Source organism: Rothia sp. P100, assembly GCF_023712425.1.
Taxonomy (GTDB): Bacteria; Actinomycetota; Actinomycetes; order Actinomycetales; family Micrococcaceae; genus Rothia; species Rothia endophytica.
Genome location: NZ_JAMAYG010000014.1, coordinates 1 through 446, shown reverse-complemented (window position 1 = coordinate 446; position 446 = coordinate 1). Strand labels below are relative to the sequence as shown.

Sequence of the window (446 nt, the reverse complement as noted above, 5' to 3'; positions counted from 1 at the left end):
GCATGGCGTCGCGCACCGCGTTCACCGGACGGCTCGACGACGTGTGGGCGCCGTTCTCGATCATCGACGTGTCGTTCGTGCTGTCGTACCACGAGAGCCTGTCGTATGCGTGCCGCGAAGCGATGTCGCTCGGCTGCCCGGCGATCGTGACGCGCGTGGGCGGGCTGCCCGAGAACGTCGAGCCGGGCGTGGACGGCTGGGTCGTCCCGCCGCGCGAGCCCGCGGCGATCGAAGCGATCCTGCGCGCGATCGTGCAGGAACCCGGCTGCGTCCGCGCGATGGGGCGCAGCGCGCGCGGCTGAAAGGCAAGCGCGAATTTTCGTTCGACGCGTTCGTCGACGCGACCTTGTCCGTCTATCAGAAGTCGATTCGACACAACCCGTATCGCTGGGTGACTTCCTTGAGATCCACGAAATGGCATTGAATATCTGGAAGAAGTACTGGGA

General features: G+C 65.5%; 1 protein-coding gene. It reads left to right on the top strand.

Annotated elements, in window-relative coordinates; all coding sequences use genetic code 11:
• Positions 1 to 302 (top strand): glycosyltransferase (locus tag M3668_RS10965; RefSeq protein ID WP_251380890.1); only part of this gene is annotated, 302 nt, incomplete at its 5' end.
• Positions 303 to 446: the final 144 nt, after the last annotated feature.